We start from the raw sequence: 6,741 nt of genomic DNA, 5'->3' as shown, positions 1-6,741 counted from the left end.
GTAAGGAAAGCAATCTCAGGAGTTGCGCAAGATTACTTCTACTACAAGCATTGACATAATAAAGACAAGTGCCTTTTTGGGGTCGAATTGCAGTGCGCCTATTTCAGCTCTTTATGCTCAAAAAGGAGCGTATTTTAGGCTCATAGTTGGGCAGAAAAATCATTCTTACAATTCTTACTTCTACCTCCTGGATTATTCCTATTTCTCCTGTCTTCCCCTCCTGGGAGGGGTTAGGGGTGGGTTTACTCCTAAGTAATGAAGATTGATATCATACACTAATTCACCAACATCCATAAAATTTTTCCGTCTTTCTTCTTCCTTCTTCCTTCTAAATTATCTCATCATTTTGCATAGCCTGATTTTTAACTCTTGTTGGTAAAGATAAGAAACTCCAGGCAGATTTTTCTTCAATTTCATTGGTTGGCGGAGCAAGCACAATTAAACCATCAGGAATACACTTAATTTCAACTGGGGTAGTGCCAATAATTTCACCGTCAAGTACAATTTTTTGTGGTGGATCTGTATTAACTTTTACCTGCTTTGTTCGTAAACCAATAGTATCTTGATCTTGAGCAGGAGTTTTAAATATGGCTGACCCGAACATTCTAACTACAGTATTAACAGCTTGCAGTCTACTATTAGAGGTAATAATCATTACTTCTAATAAACCATCATTCATAATTACTTCTCCTAAACCTTGAGCTAAAACTGATGTGGGTGGAGCTGCATTGGCAATAGTGATTGCCCCTGCTTCAAAGTTTTTGGTAACACCATCAATTTCTATTTCCACATCAAAAAGCTGTTGTTCATTTAGTTGCTGCCAACCTGCCATAACATAAGCAAGCACTCCCCAACGGTTTTTAGCTTCTCGATCTGCTCTCTCTACAGTTTCTGCTTCATACCCCACCCCTGCTAATAAAATCATGGTACGCTCATTACATTTACCAACATCTATTGTACGAATTTTGCCTGCTAAGATCACATCACAAGCACTTCTAATTGGTGTAATACTGGGAATTCCTAAAGCCATACCAAAAGCATTGGCAGTACCTCTAGGAATTATACCCAGAGGAATACCTGTATTTACTAATTCTCCAGCGACGGCAGAAACAGTGCCATCACCGCCAGAAGCAATAATGATATCTGCTTGTTTAGCGATCGCTACTTTTGTCAATTCTTCTGCTGTTTGCTCTACAGTGGTTTCGTGTATATGTAAATGTAGATGGGGTTCGAGAAGTGACTTAATTAATGATAATTCTTGTTGAGCATTGCCCTGGCCAGATACAGGGTTGAATATGAGGTGGGCAACAGTAGCTTGAATGAAACTATTAATAATTGTTTCAGCAGTGGCAATATTAATCGCAATGGGTATATTATGTACCAGACAAATACGCAGTAATAATTTGAGGTCTGGTTCATAAGATTGAGAAAATAGGTAGTCTACTAAACAGATAACAGCAATAATATTTCCTGTGGCTATTTCTGCTGCTATTTGAGCATCTCCTCCTAAGGAAATTGGTAATACAGAATTTATTTCTATAGCTGCTTTTTGCAAAAGATATTGAGCAGTGTCTTCTGGGGCAATTAATTGATAGCGAGATAGCACAACTTGATGTTTTTTGACAAATTCAGCTAAGTTGTCTTTTTTGCTGTCATAAGCAAGTAAAGCAATGGTATTTGCCATAGTTTTTATCCTGGAAAAATATGCAAGGAACTAAGGAGCAGGCAGTGATAAAAATATTTCTCTGTCTTACCGAATAATTGAGGCTTAAAGCCTTTCCTTTAAAGGAGAAACAAGAAAAAATTTTCCCTACTGCGTCAATCCTCTTATTTTTAAGGAGAGGTAATTATTAATTATTAATTATTGAAGGTTCATTATCAACTTATCTGAAGTTTTGATTGCAGATATTCGTGAGTATTTTTTACTTTAATTGTGAGATATTGGAGGCTTTTGTTTTAGGGAATAGGGAAGAAGAAAAAAACAAATATATAAGAATAATATAACTGCTATATTCTATATTTTCAAGGAACAGCTAAATTCTCACATCTGAATTCCCTATAGCTATATTATTAATTTAGTTTAAATGAATCTAAAAATTTTTCTACTGCTCCTGGGATTTCGTTTTCTTTTTCTATTTCACTTGCTCCAATCATATACAACCTTTTTCCTGCTAAGTAAACCCTGAATGTAATAGTTTCGACATCATTTTCGAGTACAAATTCTCGCCCTAAAAATCTTTCTGAATTGTAGGGATAATCCCTGCTCAATTTGAAATTTTTAACCTCAATAATTTTGTTTTTTACTCTTACTAATACATCTTTTCCATCAGCCAATTGTTTACTATTTAAAACGTCGGAATAAGCAACTACAAATCTTGCTGATTCAGGATGACTTGCAAATACTTTAAAATTAATCTTTCCATTCTTAATTTCAATAACTTCTGTCTCAGCCGTCATTCCACCAGTAGGCATCCAGATGGTAAAATCACCTTCTTTAAAAAGAAATTTTTGCCATTCTATCTGCCCCGATTCAATCGTTAATACAGATTGGGGTTTTTGTGTTTCGAGTTGTTTCATTTCCTGCTCTATCTGTAGTCTTCCTTTTTCAAAAAAGTCTGGACGGTTATTCAAGAAAAAACGAGTTTGTTTGTCTATAGTTTGCCTGGAATTATATAATTTCAAGTCCCAATTACTACAGCTAGTATTGAAAACGGCTATAATTGTGATTAAGAATAAATTAAGAATAGAAGATTTTCTTAAGTAAACAGAGACAATACTTCTATACTTTTTATTATCTATTGAGGAATTTTTCATAGTTCGTTAATTTAGAGTAGCTATATTCATATTATACTTAATATTAACTATGTTATCGCAATATGATTTTAGTTGTGAGATCTTAAAAACTTTTAGTTAACACTGGATCTGGGAACAGGGAACAGAGAAGAATAAAAAAATCTATCATATGAATATAATAATTGCTATCTTCTATACTTTTAAATAACATTTCAATTCTCACAACTGATTCGGTGATTGCTATAGAATAATTTCAGTTTTTATTTATACAAAATTATTGGAATTTTACATTGTCAAAAAAAACATTTCAATCAAAACATCCTTTTTTACGTTTGCTCAACTATGGAAGTAGTTATCGTATTCAAATTTGGCAAGCTACTATCTGTTCGATTTTAAATAAAATTTTCGATCTGGCACCTCCAGTTTTAATTGGAGCAGCAGTTGATGTTGTTGTTAAACAAGAAGATTCTCTGATTGCTCAATGGGGAATTCAAGATATTTTTGGACAGCTTTTAATTCTAACATTTCTGAGTTTAATTGTTTGGGGATTAGAATCAATTTTTCAATATGCTTATGAGCGACTTTGGCGTAGTTTAGCTCAAAATATTCAGCACGACCTACGTATTGAAGCTTATAGTCATTTACAAGATTTAGAATTAGCCTATTTTGAAGAACGCAGCACTGGCAATTTAATGGCAATTTTAAATGATGATATTAATCAGTTAGAAAGATTCTTGGATGTAGGAGCAAATGAAATAATTCAAGTGATAGTAACAGTCACAATTATTGGCGGTGCTTTTTTTGTTTTAGCTCCTAGTGTGGCTTGGTGGGCAGTTTTACCAATGCCTTTTATTATTTGGGGTTCAATTTGGTTTCAAAAATTTTTAGTGCCTCGTTATGCTGAAGTTCGAGAAAGAGTAAGTTTATTAAGCGGGCAATTATCTAATAATCTTTCAGGAATTACTACTATCAAAAGTTTCACAGCAGAAGCTTATGAAGTAGGAAGAATTACTCGAGAAAGTGAAGGTTATAAAACCAGTAATAGACGGGCGATCGCTTTTTCTGCTGCTTTTGTACCTTTGATTAGGATTATAATTTTTATCGGTTTTACTGCAACTTTATTATTAGGTGGTTTAGAGGCAGTTGCTGGTAGATTAGCTGTAGGTACTTACAGTGTTATGGTATTTTTAACTCAACGATTATTATGGCCTTTAACTCGCTTAGGACAAACTCTTGATTTATATCAAAGAAGTATGGCTTCTACTAATCGGGTGATGAATTTATTGGATACTCCGATTACTATTTCTCCAGGAAATATTGCTTTGTCTGTTGAGTCAGTCAAGGGAGAATTAGAGTTAGAAAATGTCACTTTTGCTTATGGTAAAAATTCACCTGTTGTGGAAAATATTTCTCTCAAAATTCCTGCGGGGAAAACTATTGGAATTGTCGGTTCGACAGGTTCGGGAAAAAGCACAATAGTAAAATTATTACTGCGGTTTTATGAAATACAAGCAGGTAGAATTACTCTCGATGGTATGGAAATAAATCAGATTAATTTACAAGATTTACGGCGAGCAATAGGTTTAGTTAGTCAGGATGTATTTTTATTTCATGGAACTGTGGCTGAAAATATTAATTATGGTTCTTTTGATGCAACTTTGCCAGAAATTATTGCAGCAGCTAAAATTGCTGAAGCCGATGATTTTATTAATAAATTACCTCAAGGTTACGATACTATTGTTGGTGAAAGAGGACAGAAATTATCAGGGGGTCAAAGACAACGAATTGCTATTGCTAGGGCGGTGTTAAAAAATCCTCCTATTCTGATACTTGATGAGGCAACTTCAGCAGTTGATAATGAAACTGAAGCAGCTATTCAAAAATCTTTAGAAAAAATTACTCAAAACCGGACAACAATTGCTATTGCTCATCGTCTTTCTACTATTAGAAATGCCGATTGTATTTATGTGATGGAATATGGCAAAATAGTTGAATTTGGTCGTCATGAAGAGTTATTAGAAAAAGCAGGAATTTATGCTGGTTTATGGCGAGTACAATCTGGTTTAAAGTAAGGAATAAAACAGAATGAATAAGGTAAAAGGTAAAAGGTAGAAGGTAGAGTTCAGAATATAGGAGTAAGAAGGCAGAAAGCAGAGGTCAGAATGCAGTAGCAAAAAGGAAGAAAGAAGAACGAAAAAGTGAAATAGATTAAAAAAAATCCTATGCTTTTCTTATTTTCTATTCCCTGTTTCCCGAACTACTCTATAGATGTTGCATATAACTTCCCTAACTATTCCCTAATATGACTCTAAGGAAGCATTCAGTCATCAGCTATTGCCTTTAGTTTTAGATAAAAGCTTTATTAATTGAGGTAGATTAAATCTTATGTTTTCTTCTCCCCTACTCCCTCTTTAACTGTCAATAAAAAAATGAAAATCCCAATGTATCTCGACAAATTTAAGTCGCGCTTTAGAGAATTAGAATATTTATTTTTAGGAGATAAATCAGCCTATAATACAAAATTAATTCCTTGTACCAAAGAGGAAATTTATGGTCTTGAAAGTCGCTTACAATTATTCTTACCTGATGCTTATAAAGAGTTTCTTTTGTGGGGAGGAAAATGGGCAAGAGGATTTCTGGAAGGATCGTCTTGCGGATCGTATTGCTTTTTTGAAGACCTTTTGGATATTCAAGAAATAGCTGTTGAACTTTTAGAAGACAATCAGTTTGCTGAATCTTTACCACCAGATGCTTTTGTGTTTTTCATGCACCAAGGGTATTTTTTTAGGTTTTTCAAGACATCTGAAGGGAACAATCCACCGATATATAGCTATCTGGATGGCCAAGCTCTCCTAACCTTTAAAAACGAATATCCAAGTTACAGTAATTTTTTAGAAAATGAACTAGAATTATCAGCAAAATTTATGGTTTCAAATACTGAAGAAAAGATTTGTAGAGCACTATCAGAACTATCTTGGGACGAATTTATCGGACTTTACTACGAAAGTTTAGGAGATGAATTTATCAAGAGTTACTATGAATATTTATTTGAAAAGTAATAGGGCGATCGCCAAGTTGAATATCACTATATAATACCGCGTTTAAATCATCATATAATTTTTAACTTCACATTTAGCTATGAATAAATTAAATACTAACCTACCTAATAAAGACAAAAATAATTGGCAACATCAATTAAATAAATTTGTCAGAAATAATCAAAAAGAATTAGCTGCTTTAGCATGGGGTCTACATTTAGAAAAGGGAGAAACTGATGAGACAGTTGGAATTGATTTAAAAGGAACACCAAAATTTGTATATTGTTCAAAAGCAGCTATAGAAACATTAAATCGCAATGTTGATGGTAAAATTCAGGAAATATTAGGTTTGATAGATGGTTATAAACCAGAATTAGAAGTATTAATGATTGCTATTGGAGATGGTCAAATAAAGTTAGTTTATTTTCAACCAGAAATATCTCCACCAGACTGTTTTGAACAACTAGGTCAGGATGTTGATAATTTATTAGAAATATTAGAAACAGGAATGAGTGAGTCTATTATAGCAATTTAAAAAAGTTAGCAGTTAGTATCTAAAGTTAAAAGTAAGATTTTATAGGTTCAAAACTTTGATAATTGATAACTAAAAGCTGATAACTGATAACTGATAACTGAAATGACTATTCCTATTAATAAAATTCAGCTTAACCCAGGTAGTCTAATTACCCTTAATGACTTAACCTGGGAGCAGTTTGAAGCATTTCTGGAGGAAAAAGAAGCTAAAGGAATAAGGACACGAATTGCTTATATTCAAGAAACTTTAGCCATAATGTCTCCTCTCCCCGCTCACGAACGGCCACACCGAATTATTAGCGATATTGTGAAAGTATTGCTGGACAGTCAAGAGCGAGACTGGGAAGAGTTTGGTTCGACAACCTTTAGAAAAAGA

6 protein-coding genes are annotated in these 6,741 nt (G+C 33.6%); 4 read left to right on the top strand and 2 right to left on the bottom strand.

Going from position 1 to position 6,741, the window contains the following annotated elements:
* Window positions 1-328: 328 nt before the first annotated feature.
* Window positions 329-1,684, bottom strand: coding sequence for a methylglyoxal synthase (locus tag AC3DU7_RS20825; protein WP_488041214.1), 1,356 nt, complete (start codon window positions 1,682-1,684; stop codon window positions 329-331).
* Between the two features lie 386 nt (window positions 1,685-2,070).
* A complete protein-coding gene (locus AC3DU7_RS20820; RefSeq protein ID WP_488041213.1) occupies window positions 2,071-2,631 on the bottom strand; it encodes a hypothetical protein in 561 nt (186 codons plus the stop codon).
* 452 nt (window positions 2,632-3,083) lie between these two features.
* Between AC3DU7_RS20820 and AC3DU7_RS20815 the strand changes: the two genes are divergently transcribed.
* From AC3DU7_RS20815 to AC3DU7_RS20800, 4 genes are all read left to right on the top strand, one after another.
* Entirely contained in the window at window positions 3,084-4,865 is a 1,782-nt protein-coding gene (locus AC3DU7_RS20815; RefSeq protein WP_488041212.1) for an ABC transporter ATP-binding protein, read from the top strand.
* Between the two features lie 357 nt (window positions 4,866-5,222).
* Window positions 5,223-5,852 carry an SMI1/KNR4 family protein gene (locus tag AC3DU7_RS20810; protein ID WP_488041211.1) on the top strand — a complete coding sequence of 210 codons (630 nt, stop codon included), beginning with the start codon at window positions 5,223-5,225 and terminating at the stop codon, window positions 5,850-5,852.
* A 79-nt stretch (window positions 5,853-5,931) separates the two neighbouring features.
* Entirely contained in the window at window positions 5,932-6,366 is a 435-nt protein-coding gene (ccmS, locus tag AC3DU7_RS20805; RefSeq protein WP_488041210.1) for a beta-carboxysome assembly chaperone CcmS, read from the top strand.
* Window positions 6,367-6,468: 102 nt separating this feature from the next.
* A partial coding sequence (locus AC3DU7_RS20800; RefSeq protein ID WP_488041209.1) for a PDDEXK family nuclease occupies window positions 6,469-6,741 on the top strand: 273 nt, incomplete at its 3' end.

The organism is Okeania sp. (assembly GCF_983059655.1).
Note: the sequence above shows the minus strand (reverse complement) of the source record. Positions and strands in the feature narration are given on the sequence as shown.